Raw genomic sequence first — 21524 nt, 5'->3', positions numbered from 1 at the left:
CGAAGAGAGAGAGGATAGCATAAATGAATCGATCGAGTTCCGCCGTCGGCCGTGATCTCAATCCGGAGCAGATCCGGCAGCAAGTTCAGTCGCTCGGCAAGTGGTTCCATAATCTCAATTTGCGGGGGGTTCAGACCGCCCCCGACCATTTCTTGGGAGACTATCCCACCATTAAATGGCGTCAATTCGCCGATGCCCTCCCCGCCGACCTGAGCGGCCGCTCGGTTCTTGATATCGGCTGCAACGGCGGGTTCTATTCAATCGAAATGAAGCGGCGGGGAGCCGAGCGGGTCGTTGGAATCGATAGCGATCCGGACTATCTTGCCCAGGCGCGTTTCGCCGCGGAGGTCTGCGGCGTCGAAATTGAATTTCAACAGTGCTCGGTCTACGACGTTGGGACGCTCGGGCGAAAATTCGACCTGGTCCTTTTTATGGGGGTCCTCTATCATCTCCGCCATCCGCTGCTGGCGCTGGATCTGCTCCACGAGCATGTGGTCGGAGACCTTCTGGTCTTCCAATCGATGTGCCGGGGGGAGGATCATCTGGAGGCATGGGAGGAAGATTATCCCTTCGAAGAGGAGGGGATCTTCAACCGAGCCGCCTTCCCTCGGATGTATTTTATCGAGCATCAGTATGCGGGCGATCCGACGAACTGGTGGATTCCAAACCGAGCGTGTGCGGAGGCGATGCTCCGGAGCGCCGGCTTTCGAATTATCGATCATCCGGAGCGTGAGGTCTTCATTTGTCGGCGCGGGGCGGAGCAGAACCGACAGGGTTAAAGAGGGCGCTTGCGGGATGGACCGGCAGCACGGTCGCGATCGTCGCGGCGCATCCGGATGACGAGACGATTGGTGCGGGCGGCGTTCTCCCCCGCTTTAAAGCGGTCACCTTTCTCCATTTGACCGATGGGGCGCCGCGCGATGGGCGCGACGCGGCGGCGGCCGGCCTGAAGACGAGGGAGGCGTATGCCGCGGCGCGGCGTCGCGAATTGCTCGCAGCGGCGCAGCTCGCGGGTGTCCCTCCGAGTCGCTGTATCGAGCTGGGGGGGGTCGATCAGGAGGCCTCGCTTTATTTTGAATGCTTGACGCGTCGGCTTGCCGATCGCCTCAACGAAATACAACCGGAGTTGATCTTTACCCATCCCTATGAGGGGGGACATCCCGATCACGACGCCGCCGCTCTCGTCGTCTGTGCCGCGTGCCGGCTCTTGGAAAGGGAGGGCAAGCCTTTCCCGGTGGTCGCGGAGTTTACCTCCTATCATGCACAACAGGAGCGCTTTACCGCCGGTCTGTTTCTCCCCGTTTTACCCGCCGGTGGTTCCGAGCAGACGGTCGTTGTCCTTTCGGAGGCAGAGCGGGAATTAAAGCGGCGGATGTTCTCCTGCTTTATGACACAGCAGAAGGTATTGAGCGCCTTCCCGATCGCGGTCGAGCGGTTTCGTCCGGCCCCGATCTATGACTTCACCCAGCCGCCGCATCCGGGCCGACTTCATTATGAATCGTTCGACTGGGGAATAACGGGAGCGCGCTGGAGAGGCCTTGCCGAGCAGGCCCTCCGGAGGCTCGGCTTGGAAGGTCCCCTGTGAAGCTGACGATCCTCAACGTTGCATACCCATTGGCTGTCGTCCGGCCCGACACCGCGGGCGGGGCGGAGCAGATTCTGGCTCGCCTTGATGCCGCGCTGGTGGCGGCGGGACACCGCTCGATCGTCGTTGCCTGCGAGGGCTCCTCGGTGAAGGGAGAGCTCATCGCCACCCCCCCTCCGGGCGATCTGTTCAGTGCCGAGATCCAAAAGAAGGCGACGGAGCGGCATCGCATCGTGATTGAGGCGCTTCTGCGACACCGCTCGATCGATCTGATTCATTTCCACTGGATCGACTTCGACCACTATCTTCCTCCGGCCGGTCTGCCGGTGCTGGTGACCCTGCATCTGCCGCTCGACTGGTATTCTCCGGAAGCGCGCTCACTGAAGCGGCCGAAGACCTACCTTCACTGCGTCTCCCATTCACAGCAACATGCGCCTCGGGCGGCATTTTGGGCTCCTTCCGGGGGGACGGCTTTTTTACCGCCGATCGAGAATGGGGTTCCGGTCGATCCGCTCGCGCTTCGGATTAGCAAGCGCCGCTTCGCCTTCGCGCTGGGTCGGCTCTGTCCCGAAAAAGGACTGCACCTGGGGGTCGATGCGGCCCGGTCCGCCAAAATCCCGCTCTTGATTGCAGGCCAGTGCTTTCCCTATCCGGATCATCAGCGTTATTTCCAAGAGGTGCTTGCGCCCCGTCTGGCGGGAGGGGGCGTTCGGCTGATTGATGCGCTCGGCTTCGAGCGGAAACGCCGCCTTTTGACCGCTGCCTGGTGTCTGTTGGTGCCGAGCCAGGCGCCCGAAACGAGCTCGTTGGTGGCGATGGAGGCGCTGGCCTGTGGCACCCCGGTGATTGCATTTCGGGCCGGAGCGCTCCCCGAGATCGTCGAGGAGGGAAAGACCGGATTTCTGGTCGACAGCGTTGCAGAGATGGCCGAGGCAATCAAAGCGGTCGGAGCCATTGACCCTCGCCGCTGCCGGAAGGCGGCCCGGCAGCGCTTTTCCGCGGCGAGAATGACGGCGCAGTATCTGGCGCGTTATGAAGCGCTTGTGCGGTCATGATTGATCTGGAAGCGGTCACGACGGTCGAGGCACTGGAGGCGCTTTGCCCCGAATGGTCGGCGCTTCTCGAACGAGATCCTCATGCCACCCCCTTCCAGTCGCCGGAGTGGCTCCTTCCTTGGTGGAAACATTTTGGCCGAGGCGCGTTATGGATATTGGCCCTTCGCTGGCAAGGGGCGTTGGTCGGACTCGCCCCTTTTTATATCGATACCGTGCCGGAAGAGAATCTGCGCGTTCTTTCATGGATCGGCGCCGGGATCACCGATTACCTCGACCTGATCGTCGATCCCGACGTGGCGCTGCCGGCGGCTTCCCGCGCTTATGACCAGCTGGTCCGTTGTCGATCTCGGTGGGATCGCTGCGACCTTCAAGAGCTTCGCACCAGCTCCCCGCTCCTGGCCATCCTGCCGAAAGAGAGCTGCTTAATGACTCTCTCTGCGCAAGAGGCCTGCCCTGCCATCTCCTTGCCAACAACCGTAGAGGCATTTTGGAAGCATTTCCCCGCCGAGCGGCGACGGAAGCTGCGTCGGGCCCAACGGTATCTGGAGCGGTTGGGTGGATTTTCTGTCGAGCGGGCGGCTGCGGAGACATTACAGGAATGTTTGGATGCCCTCTTTCGATTGCATCGCTCCCGCTGGGAAGAGCGTGAACTCCCCGGCGTGCTGGCCGATCCATCTATACAGGTCTTTCATCGGGCGGTGGCGGCCGGATTACTGAAGCGGGGGATGCTTCGTCTCTATGCCCTGCGGCACCGAGGGGCCATTGTCTCGGTCGTTTATGGGTTCGCCGGAAAGAAATGCTTCTATGCCTACCTCGGTGGATTCGATCCGGCACTTGCTCCGGCGAGTCCCGGCGCCCTCCTAATTGCCCATGCCATCGAGGAGGCGATCCGCGAGAGAAGAAGTGAATTCGATTTTCTCCGGGGGAGAGAAAGTTACAAATACTTCTGGGGGGCTCAAGATCGGATGAATTATCGCCTTCAGATGGAATCCTCCTCCCTTTCGACGGAGGAGAGGGTTTCTGTCGAGGAGTCGAACGGTACGTGAGGCCGGCTTGATGGGCACGCCTTCACTCCGATTGACCTCGCCGGCGCTCCGTTTTTTATTGACAGCGGCGCTTTAGAGAGGTTATTTTGTCCATACTTCTCTTTAGAAGAGATCGATCCTGCCAAACCGAAGCCGGCTGTAAGCAATGGAATGAAGTCAAACCGTCTATCTTCAAAAAAAACCATTCACAGGAAGGGGCTTTCTCCTATCCGAGACTCAGGGGACCGAGATCGGGAGGAAAGGCGTTCCCGCTTCCCTCTCTGCCAACCTGCTTTCTGCGCCGGCGGATCGATCGCCTTTAGGGGAAGCGCTCTCTTTTGGAGCAAGCCGGCCTCTCTCATTCTTTTTTTTCTCTTATTCCTTTTTCTCTCTCTGGCGCATCCCTTCCCAGGGGATGCGGTGTCCGCACCGCGCCTCCACTACATCCCTCCGCTTCCGATGATGCGGCTCCATGAGGTTCAGCTCACCGCATCGGTCGCCGATCGATCGGGAGTTGATGCCGTTCTCCTCTTCTACCGGAAGAAGGGCACTCAGGGGTACCGGTCGATCCCCTTCGAGAGAAAAGGGGGAAATGACAGAGAGGGGCTCTACCGGGTCTCCATTCCTCGGATGGAGGTCGGCTCGGAGGGGGTGGAATATTATCTCGTTGCCGAGAGCCGCGCCGGACAGCGAAGTTTCAAAGGAGATCCGGCCCGGCCCCTGCTTCTAAAGATTGCCGCTCCGGCTATTTCGGCGTTAGAGGTCCGGCAGCGTTTCGAAGAACTCCGGCGGGCCTGGCAGGCCCGGGATCTCGCAAGGATTGAAGCGCTCTCTTCTCTCTCCACGGAACGGAAGACTTTCCTTCGGCAGCTGTTCGATCACTATCGTGCGATCGCTATCGAGATGTCTTGGGAGGGGGACAAAGATGAAGAAGGCGTTTGGGCCCTCTTTACCATAAAGGAACTGGTCGATCAGGAAGGGAACAGTGTGGTCCCGGGTGCGGGATGGTCGCAAGCGAGGATTCAGCTCCCGTGGGTTCTGGATAAGGAAGGGGAATGGAAAAAGCTGATCTGGGAATAGGTCCGCGTCGCCTGCTCTCGCCTCTCTTTTGGGTGGGATTGGCACTCTATGCGTTCGTGCTTCAGCCGCTTATTGCGGCGGCGCAGGAACAGGTGCCCGACCTGATCGCACCGAAGATTTTGCACGCCCGGCCGCTCGGGACTTTCCGCGCGGGCCAAGAGGTGGAAATTGCGGCGGCGGTGACCGATCAGGAGTCGGGGGTGGCCGCAGTTCGACTCTTCTTCAGGTCGAAAGGAGAGGAGAACTTTATCGGAACGGAGATGGCGCGCGGAGACCGGGACCAATTCCGGGGGAGGATTCCGGGCGACTATGTGAGATCTCCCGGTGTGGAGTATTACATCGAGGCAGAGGACCGGGCCGGAAATCGGGTCCGGACGTTGAGGCCGCCTGACCTCTTCCCTTCGTTTGTGGCGGTGGAGACCCCTTCGCTCTGGGAGCGGTTTAAGGCGGAGGAACAGCCCTGGTATAAACGTCCCTGGGTCTGGACGCTCGCCGGGGTGGTTGCAGTCGGTGCGGTTGCGGCGATAGCGGGTGGGGGAGGCGGTGGCGGTGGCGGCGGACAGCCTGCGCCGACCACGGGGACGGTGACCGTGACCGGACCGGTTCCATAACACCTCTATCCATTTCGCCGATTCTTTTCAGGCGGGACGAGGAGAGCACCCTCGTCCCGCCTTTCTTTTTTCCTCATCGGATCTTTTGATCTTCTCGAACCGGCGGATGAATCGGCGGCGCGAAGTGTAATATCATCAATCCAAGCATGAGGGGTGAAAAGCCCAAAAAGAAATAGCTGATCTCCAAGATCGTCATAAATTCCTCCTGTGTGTGGGAGTCGATCGCGCCCTTTGCGCCGATCGCTGTCCGAGGAGAAGATTAGCGGAGAATCGGTTTTTTAAAGTGCCCTGTTGGTGGGACAGTTCGGGGGAGGGCGAGGTTAGGAGTATGCCTCGTCAAATCCAACGCCGGCACGGGCCTGCTGCCGGCGGCATCGGCCGCAGATCCAGCGGGAAGAGAGGAGACCGCAGCGGAGGCAGATCCGTCTCGGTTTCATTTTTTCTTCGAGGACGCCGAGGACGGTGGGGAGGTCGATCACGAGGATCTCGGCGATGTCAATCGGGGAGATCCCGGCTGCATCCATTTCAGCGATTTCTTCCCGCTCCGATAATGGAAGGGCTTGGACGGAAGGACGCCCGTACCGTGCGTTCGGGGGAAGGTCGAGAAGGGATCGAAGCTGGCGGTAGACGCGATCGCGCTTGCAGCCGATGAGCTTTGCGATCCATGAAACATTACAGCCGAGGCGGTAGAGCTCCACCATCATCAGCGGTTCGATCGGATCTTCCTTGAGCATGGTTTTTCTCCTTTAAAAAGCGGATTTCCTTCAAAAGCAAGGAGATCACCCGGTCCTTTTGTGTCTCCCGACCGGCGGGGGATTCGGGAGGAGCGAGATCGACCGGTGGAGGAAGCTGGTGGAGACAGATCAACGGGAGAAGGTCGGCCGCTTCCAAGAGGAGGCCATCCGACCGGCCGGTCCATCCGCTCGCCTGGGCCAGGAGCGCCTCGGAATCGATCCCTTCCACCCCCAGCAGCGCCGCGATGCTGGAAGGGGGAAGATCCCGCCTCGCTCCCACCACCCGGAGCAGACGGAGATGAAGGTAGTTTAGGTCTCGAACAAGAGAGAAGATCTCGGCAATCGACGAGGGGGGATCGGGCCGTTCGAGTCTGCCGAGGATTTTCTCCCGAAGCCGTTTGAGTAGTTCCATCCGATCCATCACGTCATCTCCCGCATGTTGTTTGAGCATAACAAGCGGGGGGAAGGAAGTCGTGGTCGATCGGTGGGTTTGATGTGGTTTTTGCGTGGTCGCGCAGTGAGAATCGATCGTTTTTATGCGGCCGCTTTTATCGGATAATTCGGACCGCTTCGGGCGGGAGCGCCAGCAGATAACCCCGACGGGCTTTGGTCCGTATCAGGCCCTGGATCTCCTCATCGGTAATGCGGTCGCCGACCGCCTTCCGGATGCATTGCAATACCCGCCGCTTGTGATCGCGCAGCTGGGCTTCGTATGGGAAGTCGTCGGGGTTCCGGATCTCACCCCAAAGGTGCTCATAGAGCGTTTGTTTGGTGGCGATCTCCCCCGGTTTCTCCGCCAGCGCGACCAGCAGCCGGAGTGTCAGCGGGGGAAAGTGAACCGGAATGCCTTTGTAAAAAACTTCATCCCGCCGGAGGTGGATCAGCAGACGAAAGGAGGCGGAGGGGTTCTTCTGATCCGCTCCGCCCGACGCGTGCGAAAGAGCCGGTCCGGCAAATTCGCTCCGCGCCGCGTTCGGGGTTGTTCCGGGAAGCAGATAATCGGCGTCTTCCTCCCTTGCCGATTCTCGGTCGGGAGGGCAGGGGCTCCATTCAGCGTCTGTCTTTGAATGAAGAAGGGGATGGAGCCGCTCACTCAGCGGGGAGGGGAGAATCCGCTTCATCTCTTCCAAGGAGAGCTCGAAGAGCGCCTCGGGCGTGTCATACCCGGCGCGAAGAAGCTTTAAGAGGGCGCTTCTTCCCGCACGGAGCGGAAGTTTGAAGAGCGACCGTCCGGTGACGGGAAGGCCGTTGATGAGCCGGTTGGAGAGCCCTTGCAGCTGGGCGGCCCCCTCTTCCGGCCAGCCGACCGCCTTGGCGATCGCCGCGGCGGCCTCCACCAGCCAGGAGAACTCCTCACCCACCCGTTTGATCGCGCCGGCATGAAGGTGATAAAAGAGCTCCATCTCGGATGTCGCCTTGGCTGTGACCCACTCCGAGAGGAGGAGGGTTTTTTTGATGGCGGCCGCCTCTTCATAAGCCGACGTTTTCATCGGCTCTGCAAGGGTCTTGAAGATCGGTTTTTGCTCTTCTTGCTGGGAGAAAATTTCTTTTTGGAGGAGGGCCCGATAGTTTTTCCTCCGAATTTCCTCGCGTGAGAGGGGAATCGCGATCGCTTTGGCATCTTTGGTCCGGGCGAGGGCATAGAGGCACTCGATTTCGGAGAGACGTTGGGGATCGCTTTTCCGCATCCAGGCAATCAAAGAGAGGGCGGTCTGAAGTCGAATCCCTTTCAGCGCCGTGATCGTTCCGATCTCGGTGGTCCTGTATCGCCCTTTCTCATCGCGAACCACCACCCCCTGTTCGACCGCCTGACTTAAAATCGCCTCGATCTTCGCTCTCTGGGCGTCATGGTTCCGCTGCTTCCAGCTTCCCGCGCTGAAAGTTTCTTGGAGAAAAGAGAGGAGGTCATCAATCGATGCACCTTTCCCGGAGGCAATGAGGTTGAGGAGATATTCCGTGAGGTCTTCCGAAACAAGCGCGCCGGTGATCTTTTCCAAAGGGCTGTCGATATAGGCGTCGGTCCAGACCCGCCGCTGAAAGGGGGAATGGGTCACGAGGATCGCCCGGCCGAAGTCGTCGATGTAGCCCCATCGGCCGCCGCGGCCGGCCATGTTTTCATACAGTGCGCGGGGGAGATCGCGTGTCGCCATCTTTCCATACCGCCGGTAGTAGTGCCACTGGCGGGATTCAATCAGGACGTTTTTGGCCGGGCAGTTGATCCCCATGGCGAGCGTGCTTGTCGCGCAGAGGATCCGAATCGCACCCGAGCGGAAGGCGCGCTCGACGAGGTCGCGCAGCTCCCAGGGAAGGTCGGCATGATGAAGGGCGACCCCTTTTTTGAGGAGATTGAGAAGAAACGCGCGGGAGGCGGTCTCCTCCATGGACGCCAGTGCTTCAATCGCTTCCTCCGCCGGCGGCAGAGAGACCCGGTCGGCGATCGCTCCGGCGGCGAACTCCACCGACGATTTGTCTTTTAAGAAGAGAAGGGTCGGCTCGCCGCGGCTCTCTCCGAGATACCGGGCGAGCGCAATCAAAAGATCGCTCTCCTTCTTCAGAGGGGGCAGGTCGATCCAGCGTTCCTCTCCGATTTGACCGGTATTATGTTCCCGGTAGAAGAAGGTGCCGTTGCAGAAGATCCCTTTGCGAAGGGGGACCGGCCGGCGCGTTTCCACCAAGAGATCGGCGTTCAGCCATTTCGCCAAGGCTTCTCCTTCGGCCAACACCGCCGAGAGGCCCAAAAGCCGGGGCCGGGAAGGGGCGGTTTTGATTTTCGTCAGCAGGATCTCGATCATCCCGCCCCGCTCTTCATCGGAGAGCATCTGCAGCTCGTCGAGGACGACAACGCCGATCTCCTCCAAAAGCTGCGGCCATCCGACCAGGAGCGCGGAGAGCTTTTCATAGACGAGGACCGCTATGTGAAACGACATCGATCGGATCGCATCGTCCCACTCCCGATGATCGCGGCTGGAGAGAACCGTCGTGATTCCCGCCGGCTGATAGAGGCGGGTAAAGTGCGCCGCTTTTTCTTCCGCCAGCGCTTTGGTTGGAACGAGATAGAGAACCCGCTTTCCCTTTCGGGCCGCCGTGGTGGCGAGAAGCTCGCCGACGAAGGTTTTGCCGGAGGTCGTCGGCGCAAAGACGAGAAGATTCCCTCCCTCGAAGAGGCGGCCTTCGGTGACGGCGCGCGCCTGTACCGGGAGGAGCGACGCTCCATATTCTTTGATCCAGAGATCGATGAGGGGGGGATCGATTCCGAACGTCTTTTGTAAATCTGCAATCTTCATTGCCTCCCTCCATGGAGAATAGATTCGGGATGGGCGAAAGCGATTCGGGCAACTCCGTCCGGCGGAAGGTGGAGATCGAGGGGAACGACGAGAGGATCGACTAATAGAGCCGGAAAACCCCGACGACCTTCCCCAAGACGTTGATCTCCTCTCCAGGTTCTATTTGAATGGGAGGGAAGGTGGGGTTTTCCGATTGAAGGAGAATCTTTTTTTGGCGCTTGACGAGCCGTTTGACCGTCGCCTCGTCTCGGAGGAGGGCGACGACGATCTCGCCGGAGTCGACATCCGATTGCGGTTTGACCAGGACATAATCCCCTTCCAGGATGCCGGCATTTTTCATGCTGTCTCCCTTGACCTTCAACAGAAATGCATCTCCCCACCGTCGATGAATCCGATCGACGGAAAAGGTGCCGATCAGATGTTCTTCGGCCAGGATCGGTTTTCCGGCGGCGATCTGTCCTAAGATCGGGATTTCCTGGCTTTTGCTCCTTTCAACCAACTCAATCGCCCGCGCCCCCTTCCCGCGGCGAAGCAGCCCCTTGGTTTCCAAGGCGGCCAGATGCCGCTGAATTCCCCGGACCCATCGGGTGCCGAGCGCTTTTGCGATTTCTCGCTCGGAGGGGGGATATCCATGCTCGGCGATATACCGGTGCAAGAAGTCGAGAACCGCTTGTTGCCCTTCCGTTAAAGCAGTATTAGTCATATGACTAAATATAGCCGGATGAGAAAAGCCTGTCAACAAAAAAGATCGGCATCGGTATTTTTGATATCAAAAAATCTTTGAAGGTTGCTTGACAGAACCGTTGAAATTCATGATAACAGAGGATCTATTTCTGTTGCCGTAGACCGTTTCCTCTGTCGTCATTTCACGAAAGCGGAATGAAGCTCCGGGAACATCCACCTGTCGCTGCGGGAGTGCTCACTTTTTTGATGAGAATGATCCGATACGGCCGGGTAGACGCTTTTTATCTCCTTCTCCTTTTTTTATTCTTGTCGAGCCACGCAGAGGCGGCGGCGCCGATTCCCTACTTTGGAAGGGAACAGGGGGATCTTTTAACCAATCGGGCCGAGAGGGAGGGAATTGAGAATCCTCTCATCGGCCAGCTTGGCGGGGAGTTAATCGATACGCGGGATGGCAAAAACGACCAGCGGCTCCTTCTTTTGTCATGGGAGAAAGATTTTATCCTTGAGCGGCCGTCGCTCTCCTTCCTCAATGTCTTGCTCGAGTCGGACGAGAGCCGATTCGTCCTCGAGTTTCCCAGGGCGATCAACCCTTATCTGGTCCTGATTGCAGAGTATCCCTTCTTTTTCCGATTCGACCCAAGCGGGCTGTTGAAAACCGACCGTTTTCTCGGGCTCGGCGCCGGCGCGGGGGTGATGAAACGAACCGGGGCGATCAACTATCGGATCGGCGCGGAGTGGGTCTCCGGCGCCCTGAAGGCGGAAGGCCGTCGAGACGCCGGTCAGAAATTAACCGCCTATCTGCAGTTGGAGCGAGACCGGGTTCAAAGGGCGAAATATGATCAGCCGATCGGCGGAAGCCGCCTTTTCTTCTCATTGGCGCAGCAACAGTTTGAAGGTTTTTCTTCCGAATCGGAAGGGGGCGGGGTTTTCATTGAAGGGGCACAGGAGTGGTACCATTCCCTTTGGAAGGAGACAACCTTCGGACTGATTGCGCGGGAGGGGAGGGACTCCCGGCCGGCCAAGTTCTGGCGGACCACCCTCGGCTCTTTTCAGGGGGATAATTTTAACGTTCCCCTGCCGGGATATCTCTATCAACAGTTCCCGGCGGAAAAGTATCTGAGCGGCGCGGCCGACCTTCAATCGTGGGTCCTGCCGAGCCTTCTGCTCCACGTTGGATATCATGCCGCCGGAGGGTGGGACTCCCACATTTATACCTCGACCTCTTTGGGAGCCACCGTCCTTCTTCTCGGTAAACTTCCGCTGGTGATGGAGGGTGCGTTGGGCCATGCGCCTTCCGGAGCGCTGGAGCTTTTGATTGGAACCGCGATTCAGTGGTAACGATCAGCCGAAAGATTTAATCTATTGCTCCATAACGTTATAGTTAATTTTATATTTATAGCTTTTCGCTTCTGACGGCAGGACGGCGAGGGGCACGGAAAATGATCCAGATGCCCCGGCGGTAAGGCAGTTGTTGCCTGCTTGTTGACAGTCGGATCCATTGATGAAATTTAATTGGGTATCGATAACCTTTTCTCCAGCGTCGATCGCTGCAAAGGCAATCCTGACCTGGGAGAGGGTATAGTGTGAATTCTTATTTTTGATTGATCCCACAAGGACTCGATTTCCGGCAGGTCCGGTCGATTCGGTGAGACCCTCGACGACCACCTCCGCTGAGGTCACCTTTGGAGTAGAGATATTATCTTTATTCCAATAAATGGAGCTTGAAAGGGAGGCCGGAGATGAGTGAAGTGGAGAGGCTACATCAAATGCTCCCACTTCATTTGGATTTAAACAGGTCCATTCTGGAAAGGAGGACACGAGAAGGGTCGAGCCTTGAACAAAGTCGAAATCGATACTGTCGGGCCCGCCGGACGGATCTTTTGAGTCGATATATATCTGGACATCGCAGGCCGGCTCAGTGCTCTTATTGATCAACTCCCCGAAATATTGCAAATTGCCCGCAGCATCGATCCTCGGATTGATTTGCTTCACCTCAATCGTGCCGTTTTGTAAAGGGGATGAAGGAGGAAAGGGATAACCGTCCACTTTACCGGAAGACGGCGTCTTAGGCGGAGGTGGAGAAGTATCGCCAACTGGACGAGGTGTCGATGAAGACGGCGGTGTCGATGGAGATGAAGATGGGGGCGTCGAGTCTGTCGGAGGCTCCGATGAACCGGGCGCAGTCGATGAAGGGGGCTGTGTCGGGGTAGAAGGGGATGTCGGTTGGGAAGGTGTTTGAGGCCCCTCTTTTGTGATTTCATCCCCCCCTTTGCCGCTTCCGCAGCCGGCGAATACAAACAGGAACAGGACCACCAGCACTTGCCTCATCAAGAACCCCCCCATAAACCAGATCTTTCCCAGTGTGTGCGAGAGTTCCATCTCTCTACTCGTTTGCTGTATCTCTTCCTGTTTTTTCAAGCCATCCTTGGCAAGACAGGCCGGCTAGTGGATATCCCATAAGCCAATCTGACCAATCAAAACTCCGATTATTAATAAAAGGATAATGTTTCACGTTCTTTAAAGTCAATCCAAAAAACCGTGAAGTGATATACCTCACTGTCTAATGAGGGAAGATAAACGGTTCACTTATGAGGCTGGCTTTAAATTGTGCTCTCCTGCCGTCAGAAGATCCGACCCGGAATAGGCGGCATTTCCCCTGTTGCGGATCAAAGGCAAATGCCGGCTAAGGAAGGATTTAACAGAGAATTAATAGGGATTTAGGCGGAATGTGCCTTGAACCTGCGATGATGATTCTGGCCGGTCTTGATTCCTTCTTCCGATCCACTCCGGTGAATAGCCCGGAAGAGGGCCAGAATAAACAGTAGGAGGGGCAAAAATGTATGAGGGCTTTTTAGAATATGGACTTCCGATATTGATTGTCCTGACCTTCGTCAATTTTATTTGGGCTTGGGTTTTAACCGCGGTGAAGGCGCCGGAGCGCTCGGAGGAGAAGCGGAGGGCGGGCGAAGCCGGTGCAGATCGGCCGTATTTAGAGGAGGGGCGATCCGGAGGAACGAGAAAGAGCATCGCCGAAAAAGTCTATCCGAAAACGAAAACGGTATGAAAAAGCGGGGAGATCAAGCCAAATCAGGGCGGCTTGATCTCCCCGAAGTGAAGCCTAGGAAAGGGTCGCTTTCCCCCGCTCCCAGTTGCAGGGGGTCATCGCGCCGGTCTGTAGCGCATCCAGCGTCCGAAGAACCTCCTCGGTATTCCGTCCGACACTGAGGTCGTAGACGCTCACCCATCGGATGATCCCTTCGGGATCAACGATGTAGGTCGCGCGATAAGGCACTTTTTCTTCAGGATGAAGAATTCCGAGCGCATCGCTCAGCGTTTTCTTATAGTCGGCCAACATGGGAAATTTGAGCTCTTTTAAATCGGGATGGGACCGCCGCCAAGCAAGATGCACATAATGGCTGTCGGTGCTGGCGCCGTAAACCCCTGTCTCCCTTTCTTGGAATTTCTTTAAGTCTCTATTGAACTCCGCAATCTCCGTCGGGCAAACGAAGGTAAAGTCAAACGGCCAGAAGAAGAAGACCGACCACTTTCCCTCGACCGCCCTGGAATCGACGGTTGTAAATTCTTTTCCCTGCTCGATGGAGGTCACCGCTGGAAGCGAGAACTCCGGGAATTTCTCTCCAAGACCCAATAATCGACCCATTTGAACCTCCTTTGTCCTCGTTGTAGATATACTCTAAATCTAGATCAGTTCTATATGCTGACCCAAAAAAATTACTTTTTGGTGCCCCGCAGTAGAATCTGAATGCCTTTGACTGTGAATTCTTTTTTTAATTTAACCGTCAGATTGATCGATTCCGGCTCGACATCGTGCAACGCTCCGGTTTTTTCATCCAGAAAATGGTAATGAACGGCCGTATTGCAATCATAAACCGCAGCATCGGAGTGGGGAAATTTAAACTCTTGCAAAATCTCCGCATCGACCAATATTTTGAGGGTGTTATAGACGGTGGCCATGCTCATTTTCGGGAAATGACGATCGGCCCATTTTTTAATCTCTTCCGCGGTCGGATGATCGGCTTCAGAAAGAATATATTGGCAGATCGCAATCCGCTGCGCCGTCGGTTGGACCCCCGCGGCGATCAATTGTTTTTCGATTTCGGCGTGACTGAATTTGATTCGTTCCTTCTGCATCCTTTTAGATTAACTCTAAACCTAGAGCATGTCAATATAAAAGAAGTCATGAGGAGAGGGGCCCCGGGAGGGTATCCATCTATTTTGAGTGTTGTAAAGATGTGGTGAGCCGTGAAGGACTTGAACCTTCGACCCGCTGATTAAGAGTCAGCTGCTCTACCAACTGAGCTAACGGCCCATCTTCAAATTGTGGGACCTGCGGGGCCAGAAAAAGAGGGTATTCCCATTCTGGTCCCAGATCCCCGCACTCGCTCGGGCAACGCCCGCGGCGCGTTTTTTATCTGGCTGGTGCGCCTGAAGGGATTTGAACCCCTAACCTACGGCTCCGGAGGCCGACGCTCTATCCAATTGAGCTACAGGCGCAAGGGAAAACGAATCCTAGCACAAAAATAAATTGAAAACAACAACCTCTTATTGCTGCATCCTTGATGTTGCGCACCAGGGTGCTAAGATAAATCACTGTAGTAAGATTGCTTACTATTTATTTAGAATGAGGGAGAAAATGTTGCGTCGTTTGGCTTTTTTATTCGTTCTTATTTTTTTATTGGGAACCGCCGCCTGGGTGGAGGCGACCATCGATAAACGCGTCCACATTCCGAAAATTCCCAAACTGGTCGACCAGCGTCCTGAGGCGCCCAAATTGGTCGCGCGGGACAATTACTACTCCCCGAAGTATTTGCAGGTGAAGGTGTTCGCCGGAAACACCATCTTACTTGAAAACAAAGGGACCAACACCCACGGCTTTGTCATCCCGGCGTTCTCGCATGTCAGCATCATCAAACCGGGAGAGACAGAAAAAATCGCCGTGCCGCCACAAAAAGCGGCCGGTTATTATGATTTTTTCTGCCATCTTCATCCGGGAATGCGTGGAACGATCCAGGTCTTGTCGAGCCCGACCTAGTTAAAGAGTGGTGCGCCCAGAGAGATTCGAACTCCCGACCCCTTGGTTCGAAGCCAAGTGCTCTATCCAGCTGAGCTATGGGCGCAGAGGGATCTATTTACCAGATCCGAGGGGAAGGAAGCAAGAGGCTTTCTTCCCCGAAGGTTGTTCTAGACGAAAAGGGTGATATCTGAATCGCTGGCGTAAGAGAGGAAGGTTGCGGCCCCGACCGGCTCTTCCAACCCTTCGATCAGCCCTTCCCACGGGATGTCCATCATGTCCATCGTCATCTGGCAGGGCCAGAGCTTTACCCCGCTCTCACGGGCCAGGCCGAGCAACTCGGGAATGGAAACGATCTGCTTCGACGAAATGGTCTTCTTCATCATCAGGGTGGCAAGTGCCGTCATCCCAGGAAGGGCAGAGAGGATGTTCGGCATCGGCAGGGGCGTTGCCGGATTGCCAAGCGGGACAAATCGGAGCGACTCCGCGGCCCCCTTCTTTAAGATATGCAGGCCGAAGAAGGTAAAAAAGAGCGCCGCCTCCATCTCTAAAGCGATCGCCGTGGTTGCCAAGATCAGCGGCGGATAGGCCGCCTCCAACGTTCCCTTCGAAACAATGATCGCCAGTCGCTTCTTTTTCCGAGAACGTTCCTTTTCACCCTCTCCGAGGAGAGAGGCGAGTTTCTCTTCGACGCGTGCATCAATGAGCGCCTGGAGCCGCTCTTCCATCTCCGGGCCGAGGATTTCCTTTAAGTGATGATCCATTTTTACTTCGTCTTCTGAATGTAATAGGTGTAGACGCCATTGTGCTCATTCATCGAGAGCAACGCATGGCCGGTTTGCTCGATGAACGCCCCTATATCGGGCTTCGACCCTTTGTCGGTCGCAATCATTTCTAAAATTTGTCCCACGCGAAGCGTTTCCAAAGCCATTTTGGTTTTTAAGATCGGCATGGGACATTTCATCCCTTTGCAGTCAAGAACCTGGTCTGATTTGATTTCGGTCGACATGAATCTAATCTGGCCTCTCTGAATTATTTAAAGGGCAGGTTTGTTTGACGGAGGTGCCGTTCGAACGACGGAATGAGAAGAAGAACTCGAGTGAGTCTGTCCGCGTATCGGTATGTCTGGGGTGAGTGAGGGGTTTCGAACCCCCAACCCCTGGATCCACAATCCAGTGCTCTGCCCTTGAGCTACACTCACCATTAAAAAGAGAAGGGATTATAGCATAGATCTCCATGAAAGAAAATATTTTCTATCGCGATTGGATCGTCTTGCGGAAAAAAGAGAAGCCTTCTATTATAAGGGGATGGAAATCTTCATCGAGCTTCTCTGGCGTCGGTTGGATCAGGCACGGGCATTATTTCCCTTCTTGGCGGCGCTGGAGGAGCGCTTTCCGGCAGGAGAAATCTACCTGGTCGGCGGCGCGGTTCGAGATCTTCTTCTGGGGCGGGAGACGAAGGATTATGATTTTTTAATCCGGGGGATTCCCGCCGAAGCGTTAAAAGAATTTCTTCGATCTTATGGAAAGGTCAACTGGGTCGGAAAGAGCTTCGGGGTTTATAAATTCATGCCGAAGGGCCTCGGTTTAGAAGAGCCGATCGATATTGCCCTGCCGCGGACGGAGCGCTCTTTTATGAAGGGGGGCGGTCGCCGGGACTTTGAGGTTCAGAGCGATCCGCAGCTGCCGGTGGAAGAGGACCTGCGCCGGCGCGATTTTACCGTCAACGCCATCGCGGCCGATTTAAAACAGAAGCGGCTGATCGATCCCTTTGGCGGCGTCGCCGATCTGAAGTCCGGTCTGCTTCGGGCGGTCGGGGAGCCGGCGCAGCGCTTTGCCGAGGATACCTCCCGTCTGCTGCGCGGGTTGCGCTTTGCCTGTCAGTTCGGCTTCGATCTGGAAGAGAAAACCTGGCGGGCGCTCTGCGGCGGAATCTCCGCCCTCAGCGCCGTTCGCGAAGAGGGCACCCCGGTGGTTCCGCGCGAGATCGTCGCAAAAGAATTTGTGAAAGCGGTCGTCTCCGATCCGGTTCGGGCGTTCGACCTCTGGGATGAGAGCGGCGCCTTTCGGGAGCTGATTCCGGAGCTTCTCCGGATGAAAGGATGCCCCCAGCCGGAGATGTACCATACAGAGGGAGATGTCTGGACCCACACCCGCCTCGCCCTCTCTATCCTTGCATCGCCCGCTTTCCAGGAAGAGTTTGGTCATACTTATGACGCGGAGACGGCGCTTGCCGTCCTCTTTCACGACATCGGCAAGCCGTACACGCTCCAAACACCGGAGCGGCACGGGGTCGATCGGATTCGGTTCAACAACCATGATCAGGTCGGCGCGCGGCTGGCACGGGAGATTTCCGGACGGCTGAAGCTGTCGAGCTATGCCAAGGGGAGCCGGTATCATGTCGATGAAGAGGCGCTTGCCTGGTTGATCGAAAAACATTTGATTCTGGTGCACGGCGAGGTCGATCAGCTGCGGGCCGCCACAATTGAAAAAAACTTCCTGACGCCGTATCGGCCGGGAGCCAAGTTGCTGCAGCTGATCTTCTGCGACGGCAGTGCGACGATTCCTCCCGCCGGCGCGCCGCAGCTGGTGTACTATCATCGGCTCAGAGAGCGGATCCGCGGAATGGAGGCGCTCAGCGCAGAGCGCTCGCGGGTTCCCCCGCCGCTTCTCTCGGGTGGCGAGGTGATGGAGCTCCTCGGTCTTTCTCCCGGACCGGAGGTCGGAAAATGTCTGGCGCTGCTTCGAGAAGAACAGCTCTCCGGTCGGGTTCACGGCCGGCCCGAGGCGGTCGATTTCATCCGCAAACAACAGCTTAAAAACGGCCGAGAATGAGGCCGTTTTTGCCCGCGTCCGATCCTGTTTCTAGACATTAAGAATCGTTGACAACCTATAGGACCAATGTTACTATCGGGGCACTATTTTATGGAAAAGAAAGCCGATTATAAGCAAAGTTTGCATCTTCCGAAGACCGATTTTCCGATGCGGGCCAACCTCACGCAACGAGAGGTGGAGCAGCTGGCGCAGTGGGAAAATGATCGGCTCTACGAGCGCATTCAGCGCGAGCACGCCGGGCACGAGAAGTACATCCTTCACGACGGCCCTCCCTATGCCAACGGCCACATCCATATCGGCCATGCACTCAATAAAATTCTAAAAGATTTTGTCGTCAAATCGCGAGCAATGAGCGGCCGCTCGGCCCCTTATGTTCCCGGTTGGGATTGCCATGGTCTTCCGATCGAGCATCAGGTCTTCAAAGAGCTTGGCCCCAAGAAGCAGGGGATGAGCAAGACCGAGATCCGGAAGCGCTGCCGGGAGTATGCGGAAAAGTTCGTTCAGATTCAACGGGAGGAGTTCAAACGGCTCGGTGTCCTCGGCGACTGGGAGCACCCTTATCTCACGATGACCCCCGATTACGAGGCGGCGATCGTCCGGGAGTTCGGCAAGGTGGTCGCCGCGGGAGGGGTCTACAAGGGGAAGAAGCCGGTTCTCTGGTGTCCGGTCGATGAGACGGCGCTTGCCGAAGCGGAGGTCGAATACGCCGATCATACTTCGCCGTCGATCTATGTGAAGTTTTCGGTCAAAGATCCGAAAGGAAAGTTTGCCGTCCGGCCGGATGGAGAGACGTTCGTCGTCATCTGGACGACGACCCCCTGGACCCTCGTCGCCAATGAAGCGATCGCCCTTCATCCCTCGTTCACTTACCGATTGGTTAAAACACCGGCGGGTGAGCTCATCCTGGCGGAGAAATTGATCGACGCCTGCATGAAGCGCTTTCATTTCGAGCCGGGCACCTATGAAATCACCGAAGGGGCTTGGGCCGGGAGCGAGTTGGAGGGGGTGCTCTGCCGCCATCCTTGGCTCGACCGCGACGCCCCGGTTATCTTGGGCGAGCATGTAACGCTGGAGCAGGGGACCGGCTGCGTTCATACCGCGCCGGGGCATGGCCAGGAAGACTATGAAGTGGGGCTGCGGTACCATCTTCCCGTTTATGCGCCTGTCGATAATCAGGGGCGTTTTACGAACGAGGCGGGAGAATTCGCCGGGCAGAGGGTCTTCGAGGCAAACCGCGCCATTATTGATTTGTTGAAAACGCGCGGGATGCTTTTGAAGGAAGAGGCGATCGCCCACTCCTATCCGCACTGCTGGCGCTGTAAGAACCCGGTGATCTTCCGTGCGACCGAGCAGTGGTTCATTTCGATGGAGAAGAATCATCTGCGCCGACGGGCGATTGAGACGATTGAACACGGCGTCGAGTGGATTCCGAAGTGGGGGAAGGACCGCATCCTCGGAATGATGCAAAGCCGGCCCGACTGGTGCATCTCGCGCCAGCGCGTCTGGGGGGTGCCGATCGTTGCATTTGATTGCCTCGACTGCGGGACGGTCCTCTACTCGAAAGAGATCGCCGATTACGTCGCCGACCTGATGGAAAAGGAGGGGGGGAGCGACCTCTGGTTTTCGAAGTCGGCTTCGGAGCTTCTTCCGAGCGGAACGGCCTGTCCCTCTTGCAAAGGGGGTCGGTTTCAGCAAGAGCATGACATTCTCGACGTCTGGTTCGAATCGGGGGTCAGCCATGCGGCTGTTCTAAAAAATTCAAAACGATGGCCGGAGCTGAAGTGGCCGGCCAATCTTTATCTGGAAGGATCGGATCAGCACCGCGGCTGGTTCCACAGCAGCCTCTTGACGGCGCTGGAGACCGACGGGCGCGCCCCCTATGACGCGGTTCTCACGCACGGCTTCGTCGTCGACGGCGCCGGAAAGAAGATGTCGAAATCGGCCGGCAATGTGGTGGCCCCCCAGGAGGTGATCAATAAATATGGCGCCGAGATCCTCCGGCTCTGGGTGTCGGCGACCGATTTTCGGGAGGACGTCCGGATCTCGCAAGACATCCTCGGCCAATTGGTCGAGGCCTACCGAAAAATTCGGAACACCTGCCGCTTCCTTCTCAGCAATCTTTACGATTTTCATCTCTCGGACGGTCCGGTCCCTGAGGAAGATCTCTTGGAGATCGATCGCTGGGCGCTTCATCGTCTTCAGCTTTTAAATGAAAAAGTCCAGCGGGCGTACGGAGAGGCGGAGTTCCACCTGATCTTTCATGCGCTGAACAATTTCTGCGCGGTCGATCTCTCCGCCTTCTACCTCGACATCCTCAAAGACCGCCTTTATGCATCGGGGGCGAAATCGCCCGAGCGGCGCGCCGCGCAATCGGTCCTGCTCGAAACACTGACGACGCTCGTTCGATTGATGGCGCCGATCCTCTCCTTTACCGCGGAAGAAATTTGGAGCTTTATCCCAAGCGATCTCAAGTCGGCGCCGAGTGTTCATTTGACCACCTTCCCCCCGATCAGGAAATTGCAACCGGCGGAGCAAACATTCCTAGATCACTGGAATGAATTGATTAGTATTCGAGAAGAAGTATCCCGTCTCTTAGAACAGCAGCGCAAGGAAAAGAAGATCGGAAATTCTCTAGAGGCGAGTATTATTTTGTATGCTAGAGGTGATGCTTGGGTTGCTCATGACTTTCCTTTTTACAAACTTTTAGAGCGGTATAAAAATTTTCTTCCTACGTTTTTTATCGTATCACAGGTTGAGCTGCAACCCTGGGACAAAAAGCCGGAGGGAATCTCTCCCGTTAAGGAAGGTCTGGCTATAGAGGTTTGGCCTGCCAGAGGAACCAAGTGCGAGCGGTGTTGGATCTACCGTGAAGATGTCGGGGTGAAGGCAGAATATCCGACCCTTTGCGGACGGTGTGCAGGGGTGATTTCCGATGGCCCCGGTGAAGGAGCGACCTCCCGTGGTACAGGTCCAGAGTAAACTTATCTTCTTGACTTTGGTCGGGGGTGGAACTATCATTCTGGACCAAGTCACCAAATTTTACATTCAGCAAGCGATCCGTCTTAACGAGTCTGTGATTGTGATTCATGATTTCTTTTCTCTGACCTACATCCGAAATCCGGGGGCCGCCTTCGGATTCTTTGCAGATCAGAGTGCGGGCTTCCGTTCTATCTTCTTCTTTATTATTTCCGTGATTGCACTCTCTCTTCTTCTCTTCTTTTTTGCTCAAACACCCAAAGAAGATACTTCCAATTTGCTGGCGATCTCTCTTCTCTTCGGGGGGGCGATCGGGAATCTCATCGACCGGCTGCGATTGGGAGAGGTGGTTGATTTCCTCGACTTCTATATCGGCCGATTTCATTGGCCGGCGTTTAATGTCGCCGATTCGGCGATTACGGTCGGTATCTCCTTGTTGATGTTTTATCTTTTTTGGCCAAAAAAAGAGATGCAGACCGCCGGATTAAGAGGCTGTGAGTGACGCACAATTTGGCAAAGCGTCTCTGTCCCAGAAGAGCGCAGGAAAAAAATTGTGCAGAGGCAAAGAGGCCAACCATAATTCCAATTATCGTCTATAATTAGAGCCAGAAGGTTGGAGGGAGT

21 protein-coding genes and 4 tRNA genes are annotated in these 21524 nt (G+C 56.4%); 12 read left to right on the top strand and 13 right to left on the bottom strand.

Annotation, left to right across the window (positions count from 1 at the left end; all coding sequences use genetic code 11):
• Nucleotides 1-23 precede the first annotated feature (23 nt).
• The 6 genes from HY282_03265 (at nucleotide 24) to HY282_03240 (ending at nucleotide 5356) form a co-directional block, all read left to right on the top strand.
• Entirely contained in the window at nucleotides 24-779 is a 756-nt protein-coding gene (locus tag HY282_03265; protein MBI3802760.1) for a TIGR04290 family methyltransferase, read from the top strand.
• Nucleotides 743-1585: a PIG-L family deacetylase gene (locus HY282_03260; GenBank protein MBI3802759.1), complete on the top strand. Its 843-nt coding sequence runs from the start codon at nucleotides 743-745 to the stop codon at nucleotides 1583-1585. Before HY282_03265 ends, HY282_03260 begins: the two co-directional genes overlap by 37 nt.
• Nucleotides 1582-2640: a glycosyltransferase gene (locus HY282_03255; GenBank protein ID MBI3802758.1), complete on the top strand. Its 1059-nt coding sequence runs from the start codon at nucleotides 1582-1584 to the stop codon at nucleotides 2638-2640. The genes HY282_03260 and HY282_03255 overlap by 4 nt, the downstream gene beginning before the upstream one ends.
• Nucleotides 2637-3686 carry a GNAT family N-acetyltransferase gene (locus tag HY282_03250; protein ID MBI3802757.1) on the top strand — a complete coding sequence of 350 codons (1050 nt, stop codon included), beginning with the start codon at nucleotides 2637-2639 and terminating at the stop codon, nucleotides 3684-3686. The genes HY282_03255 and HY282_03250 overlap by 4 nt, the downstream gene beginning before the upstream one ends.
• A 399-nt stretch (nucleotides 3687-4085) precedes the next feature.
• Nucleotides 4086-4745, top strand: coding sequence for a hypothetical protein (locus HY282_03245; GenBank protein MBI3802756.1), 660 nt, complete (start codon nucleotides 4086-4088; stop codon nucleotides 4743-4745).
• Nucleotides 4721-5356, top strand: coding sequence for a hypothetical protein (locus HY282_03240; GenBank protein MBI3802755.1), 636 nt, complete (start codon nucleotides 4721-4723; stop codon nucleotides 5354-5356). The genes HY282_03245 and HY282_03240 overlap by 25 nt, the downstream gene beginning before the upstream one ends.
• Before the next feature lie 320 nt (nucleotides 5357-5676).
• Here the strand turns inward: HY282_03240 and HY282_03235 are convergent, their stop codons facing one another.
• From HY282_03235 to lexA, 4 genes are all read right to left on the bottom strand, one after another.
• The gene (locus tag HY282_03235) at nucleotides 5677-6090 is read right to left on the bottom strand and encodes a hypothetical protein (GenBank protein ID MBI3802754.1); all 414 of its coding nucleotides are present in this window, start codon (nucleotides 6088-6090) and stop codon (nucleotides 5677-5679) included.
• The gene (locus HY282_03230; protein MBI3802753.1) at nucleotides 6029-6511 is read right to left on the bottom strand and encodes a hypothetical protein; all 483 of its coding nucleotides are present in this window, start codon (nucleotides 6509-6511) and stop codon (nucleotides 6029-6031) included. Before HY282_03230 ends, HY282_03235 begins: the two co-directional genes overlap by 62 nt.
• 127 nt (nucleotides 6512-6638) lie before the next feature.
• A complete protein-coding gene (locus tag HY282_03225) occupies nucleotides 6639-9374 on the bottom strand; it encodes a DEAD/DEAH box helicase (protein ID MBI3802752.1) in 2736 nt (911 codons plus the stop codon).
• A 100-nt stretch (nucleotides 9375-9474) separates the two neighbouring features.
• On the bottom strand, nucleotides 9475-10077 hold the full coding sequence (lexA, locus tag HY282_03220) for a transcriptional repressor LexA (GenBank protein MBI3802751.1): 603 nt from the start codon (nucleotides 10075-10077) through the stop codon (nucleotides 9475-9477).
• Between the two features lie 227 nt (nucleotides 10078-10304).
• On the opposite strand from lexA, the gene HY282_03215 reads away from it, so the two are divergent.
• Entirely contained in the window at nucleotides 10305-11396 is a 1092-nt protein-coding gene (locus HY282_03215; protein ID MBI3802750.1) for a hypothetical protein, read from the top strand.
• Between the two features lie 21 nt (nucleotides 11397-11417).
• On the opposite strand, the gene HY282_03210 is transcribed toward HY282_03215, so the two are convergent.
• Entirely contained in the window at nucleotides 11418-12104 is a 687-nt protein-coding gene (locus tag HY282_03210; protein ID MBI3802749.1) for a hypothetical protein, read from the bottom strand.
• A gap of 790 nt (nucleotides 12105-12894) precedes the next feature.
• Here HY282_03210 and HY282_03205 point away from each other — a divergent pair.
• Entirely contained in the window at nucleotides 12895-13122 is a 228-nt protein-coding gene (locus tag HY282_03205; GenBank protein ID MBI3802748.1) for a hypothetical protein, read from the top strand.
• A gap of 54 nt (nucleotides 13123-13176) precedes the next feature.
• Here HY282_03205 and HY282_03200 read toward each other — a convergent pair whose 3' ends face one another.
• The 4 genes from HY282_03200 to HY282_03185 form a co-directional block, all read right to left on the bottom strand.
• Nucleotides 13177-13719, bottom strand: coding sequence for a peroxiredoxin (locus HY282_03200; protein ID MBI3802747.1), 543 nt, complete (start codon nucleotides 13717-13719; stop codon nucleotides 13177-13179).
• A gap of 71 nt (nucleotides 13720-13790) precedes the next feature.
• Nucleotides 13791-14210, bottom strand: coding sequence for a transcriptional repressor (locus tag HY282_03195; GenBank protein MBI3802746.1), 420 nt, complete (start codon nucleotides 14208-14210; stop codon nucleotides 13791-13793).
• Nucleotides 14211-14312: 102 nt separating this feature from the next.
• Nucleotides 14313-14388, bottom strand: a tRNA-Lys gene (locus HY282_03190).
• Between the two features lie 108 nt (nucleotides 14389-14496).
• Nucleotides 14497-14573: transfer RNA gene (locus HY282_03185), tRNA-Arg, on the bottom strand.
• 139 nt (nucleotides 14574-14712) lie between these two features.
• Between HY282_03185 and HY282_03180 the strand changes: the two genes are divergently transcribed.
• A complete protein-coding gene (locus HY282_03180; protein MBI3802745.1) occupies nucleotides 14713-15111 on the top strand; it encodes a cupredoxin domain-containing protein in 399 nt (132 codons plus the stop codon).
• A gap of 8 nt (nucleotides 15112-15119) precedes the next feature.
• Here the strand turns inward: HY282_03180 and HY282_03175 are convergent.
• The 4 genes from HY282_03175 to HY282_03160 form a co-directional block, all read right to left on the bottom strand.
• A tRNA-Arg gene (locus HY282_03175) sits at nucleotides 15120-15196 on the bottom strand.
• 64 nt (nucleotides 15197-15260) lie between these two features.
• Nucleotides 15261-15818, bottom strand: a complete 558-nt coding sequence (locus tag HY282_03170) for a DsrE/DsrF/DrsH-like family protein (GenBank protein ID MBI3802744.1) — start codon at nucleotides 15816-15818, stop codon at nucleotides 15261-15263.
• Between the two features lie 38 nt (nucleotides 15819-15856).
• Nucleotides 15857-16087 (bottom strand): sulfurtransferase TusA family protein, encoded by a 231-nt coding sequence (locus HY282_03165; protein ID MBI3802743.1) that lies wholly within the window; start codon nucleotides 16085-16087, stop codon nucleotides 15857-15859.
• A gap of 129 nt (nucleotides 16088-16216) precedes the next feature.
• A tRNA-His gene (locus tag HY282_03160) sits at nucleotides 16217-16291 on the bottom strand.
• 106 nt (nucleotides 16292-16397) lie between these two features.
• On the opposite strand from HY282_03160, the gene HY282_03155 reads away from it, so the two are divergent.
• The 3 genes from HY282_03155 (at nucleotide 16398) to lspA (ending at nucleotide 21402) form a co-directional block, all read left to right on the top strand.
• A complete protein-coding gene (locus HY282_03155) occupies nucleotides 16398-17924 on the top strand; it encodes a CCA tRNA nucleotidyltransferase (GenBank protein MBI3802742.1) in 1527 nt (508 codons plus the stop codon).
• Between the two features lie 90 nt (nucleotides 17925-18014).
• Nucleotides 18015-20903 (top strand): isoleucine--tRNA ligase, encoded by a 2889-nt coding sequence (gene ileS / locus HY282_03150; GenBank protein ID MBI3802741.1) that lies wholly within the window; start codon nucleotides 18015-18017, stop codon nucleotides 20901-20903.
• Complete coding sequence (gene lspA, locus HY282_03145; protein MBI3802740.1) at nucleotides 20857-21402, top strand: signal peptidase II; 546 nt, start codon at nucleotides 20857-20859, stop codon at nucleotides 21400-21402. Before ileS ends, lspA begins: the two co-directional genes overlap by 47 nt.
• The last annotated feature ends 122 nt before the right edge of the window (nucleotides 21403-21524 follow it).

This window comes from Candidatus Manganitrophaceae bacterium (genome assembly GCA_016200325.1).
Taxonomy (GTDB): Bacteria; Nitrospirota; Nitrospiria; order SBBL01; family Manganitrophaceae; genus Manganitrophus.
This window is presented reverse-complemented; position numbering and strand designations above follow the sequence as displayed.

What these genes read in the sequence shown, in the direction of transcription:
- HY282_03225 (MBI3802752.1), bottom strand. Translation starts at nt 9,374, where the DNA reads ATGAAGATTGCAGATTTACAAAAGACGTTCGGAATCGATCCCCCCCTC.
- HY282_03155 (MBI3802742.1), top strand. Translation starts at nt 16,398, where the DNA reads ATGGAAATCTTCATCGAGCTTCTCTGGCGTCGGTTGGATCAGGCACGG.
- HY282_03170 (MBI3802744.1), bottom strand. Translation starts at nt 15,818, where the DNA reads ATGGAAGAGCGGCTCCAGGCGCTCATTGATGCACGCGTCGAAGAGAAA.
- lspA (MBI3802740.1), top strand. Translation starts at nt 20,857, where the DNA reads ATGGCCCCGGTGAAGGAGCGACCTCCCGTGGTACAGGTCCAGAGTAAA.
- HY282_03215 (MBI3802750.1), top strand. Translation starts at nt 10,305, where the DNA reads ATGAGAATGATCCGATACGGCCGGGTAGACGCTTTTTATCTCCTTCTC.
- HY282_03195 (MBI3802746.1), bottom strand. Translation starts at nt 14,210, where the DNA reads ATGCAGAAGGAACGAATCAAATTCAGTCACGCCGAAATCGAAAAACAA.
- HY282_03230 (MBI3802753.1), bottom strand. Translation starts at nt 6,511, where the DNA reads ATGGATCGGATGGAACTACTCAAACGGCTTCGGGAGAAAATCCTCGGC.
- HY282_03180 (MBI3802745.1), top strand. Translation starts at nt 14,713, where the DNA reads ATGTTGCGTCGTTTGGCTTTTTTATTCGTTCTTATTTTTTTATTGGGA.
- HY282_03205 (MBI3802748.1), top strand. Translation starts at nt 12,895, where the DNA reads ATGTATGAGGGCTTTTTAGAATATGGACTTCCGATATTGATTGTCCTG.
- HY282_03200 (MBI3802747.1), bottom strand. Translation starts at nt 13,719, where the DNA reads ATGGGTCGATTATTGGGTCTTGGAGAGAAATTCCCGGAGTTCTCGCTT.
- HY282_03265 (MBI3802760.1), top strand. Translation starts at nt 24, where the DNA reads ATGAATCGATCGAGTTCCGCCGTCGGCCGTGATCTCAATCCGGAGCAG.
- ileS (MBI3802741.1), top strand. Translation starts at nt 18,015, where the DNA reads ATGGAAAAGAAAGCCGATTATAAGCAAAGTTTGCATCTTCCGAAGACC.
- HY282_03240 (MBI3802755.1), top strand. Translation starts at nt 4,721, where the DNA reads ATGGAAAAAGCTGATCTGGGAATAGGTCCGCGTCGCCTGCTCTCGCCT.
- HY282_03250 (MBI3802757.1), top strand. Translation starts at nt 2,637, where the DNA reads ATGATTGATCTGGAAGCGGTCACGACGGTCGAGGCACTGGAGGCGCTT.
- HY282_03235 (MBI3802754.1), bottom strand. Translation starts at nt 6,090, where the DNA reads ATGCTCAAGGAAGATCCGATCGAACCGCTGATGATGGTGGAGCTCTAC.
- lexA (MBI3802751.1), bottom strand. Translation starts at nt 10,077, where the DNA reads ATGACTAATACTGCTTTAACGGAAGGGCAACAAGCGGTTCTCGACTTC.